Source organism: Trueperaceae bacterium (assembly GCA_031581195.1).
Classification (GTDB): Bacteria; Deinococcota; Deinococci; order Deinococcales; family Trueperaceae; genus SLSQ01.
Genome location: JAVLCF010000191.1, coordinates 1 through 2,549, shown reverse-complemented (window position 1 = coordinate 2,549; position 2,549 = coordinate 1). Strand labels below are relative to the sequence as shown.

The 2,549-nt window shown below is 67.8% G+C and carries 2 protein-coding genes; one reads left to right on the top strand and one right to left on the bottom strand.

Translation table 11 applies throughout. From position 1 onward, the window contains the following. Positions 1 to 160 precede the first annotated feature (160 nt). On the bottom strand, positions 161 to 1,543 hold the full coding sequence (locus tag RI554_11290; GenBank protein ID MDR9392598.1) for a hypothetical protein: 1,383 nt from the start codon (positions 1,541 to 1,543) through the stop codon (positions 161 to 163). A gap of 723 nt (positions 1,544 to 2,266) precedes the next feature. On the opposite strand from RI554_11290, the gene RI554_11285 reads away from it, so the two are divergent. Next, positions 2,267 to 2,549 (top strand): hypothetical protein (locus RI554_11285; GenBank protein MDR9392597.1); only part of this gene is annotated, 283 nt, incomplete at its 3' end.

Here is a 2,549-nt window from a genome sequence, read left to right as displayed (position 1 = left end):
CGCGGTACGGCACCCCGCACGGCCTCGGGGTGCTCCGCTCCACGCTCGAGGCGCTCCGCACCGCCTTGGTCGGGCACGAGCGGCCGCACCTGGCGGAGCGGGTCGACGCGCTGCGCCGCACCCACTTGCCTGTGAGTACCGGGCCGACGTAGCCCACGGTTCACGGGATGGTCAGGGACGGCCCGTCTTGGATATCGATCGTCCTACGTTGAGGAACGAGGCGGACGTCGAGACGACCGATTCCGCCCTCCTCGACCACCACCGTCCCTCGGTTGGGTTCCACGTCAAAGAAGCGGAGGGCGGGGTCTCGCACGAGCTCCCACTCGTACATTCCCGGGTGGAGCCCTTCCCGTTGAATGGAACCATCGGCATCGCTCTGGACCTCGATGACGCGTGACCCCTGACGAAGGACGACCGTTCGACCCCGCACCACGTCAGCATCGACGTCGGGGCGTCCGGAGCCGTACACGACGCTTCGGTCGGCATCCTTCTCCGCACGCGGAGGTGGGGCGTACGTCAATCGCCCCTGCACCGCTCCGGCCTCGACCAGCGCGAACTCGACGTTCACCGATTCACCGGACCGCACGTCCACTTTGCGTACCGGTGCCGGACTGACCAGCACGTTCGTTGGCAACGTCGTCGTGTCGAAAAACACCGTCGCCGCCCCCGGGGAGATGGGGCGCGTTCGAAAGCGACCGTCCTCGGCCACGGGAACGGCCCCCGACCCAACCCGTAGCTCCACGTCGCTCGGGGCGACCAGTCCATTCAAGGCGACCGTTCCTTCGACGAAGCCCACATCGGCGCGATATCCGACGGGCACGTCGATGCGGTACCGCCACGACATCGCAAGCGCGACCGACGTCCTCGGCTTCCCCTGGACGTGTTGCGCGATGCTCGTACCGATCTCCAGGTCCCCCATCCTCGTTCGGAAGGCACCGTCGACGTCCCATGCGACGTGGTCGGGCAGCAAGCCCTCCCCCTGGACACCAAGACTGGTCGCGACGCCCCGTGTCACTCGAAACGATGTTCCGAGCGCATAGGACACGTCCGTCCCTCCGTCGGGCAAACGGCGCTCTTGGTCAACCTGCAGCGACGTTCGATGACCACCCCCATGCCAGGTCCCCGTAGCCGTCCAGGTCGACCGCCCGGCGCACCCCGCTGCGCACGAACCCCCTGCGATCGCCCGTCGGTAGCTTGCAGAAAGGTCCAGGTTGGTGCGCGCACCCAACTCGATGTCGGCCAGACGCCCGAAGGCCGTGACGCGGCGCTCGGTCTCCGTACCCGCCCAGTACTCGACGTCACGCTCGAATCCAACGCGCCCCCGCGCGATCGACACTGGCGTCGCGACGCTCCAACTCCATTGGTTCCGCATCGACGGTGGTGCATCCCGTCGCACGTGATCCTCGACGTCCCTTTCCCAGCGAGCCAACGCATCCCATCGGCCCAGGTCGACGTCGGCCCGCACGGTCCATTCGGTGTTCCTTCGTGATACGTCGGCGTCGTCCAGCGTATCTTCTCCCTCGAACGTGATCGTCGTCGCCACCTTCGAGGCCGCCTGGAACGCGCGGCCCGACCATGGCCGAGGCATGGCCGTGATCGTGAACGCAGGCCCCGGACCAGCCTCGCCAAATGGGCGCGGCGACCAATCGGCCTGTGCTCGCAACCGACCGAGCGCCGAACGCCCGTCGCTCGCAAGTCGGGCGTGCCAGCTCGGGCGATCCGCCCCCGTCTTAACACCACCCACCCCACTCAGTGCGAGCGGGGTTGACCCCGTCAAACCGACCGACGGAGCAATCCCGACCGAGATGTGGTCCGGGTGCCACGTCGCGCCAAGCTGCACGCGCCACGTGGGGTCCCCCACAGCCGCCACGCGGCCTACCAGCGCCGCTGCTGCCCCTACCTGCGGTCCGTCCGATCCCGTGAACGCCGCAAGCTTGAAGTCCCGCTCAGAGCGAGCCGTGTCAGGCCAAAGGCGTAGGCGCGCATGGACTCCGTAGCCGGCCAGGGCCGACGTCCCAGGTGCCACCGTTTCGCTGCCCGGTAGTTCGATCCCAACGCGGTTTCGACCCCAATATTCGGCGCGAAACCGGGGGCGGGACCGTTCGCCTCCGACGGCAAAGCGAGCGGTCACGGTGGCGTCTCCCCCGTCCTCCAACGGTCCGTCGACCGAGATGCTCATTCCCGGTCGGTCGAGGGTTGATCGGGTGCCATCCGGTCGTATGCGCGCGCTGGCAGTTACAGCGCCCTCCACCTCCACCGGTAGCACGTGAAACCGATCGTTCGCGACGGTTCGGCCTCCCCCCGGAAGGAGCCGCACGTCGACATCCGCCTGAGCGACCGAGCGATCTCGTTCTCGATCGACGAGGTAGATTCGGATGGGCAAGTCGAGCACGCGAGGGCGATCCTCCTCAGGCACGAAGCGGAGGGACGAGGACACACTCTGTCCGGCATCCAACGACACCGACGCGGGGTCGGCGCGAAGTTCAGCACCCGCTGCACCCATGGCGCGGAATCCGAACGTCCTCCGCCGGTTCCCGGTGTTCTCCACC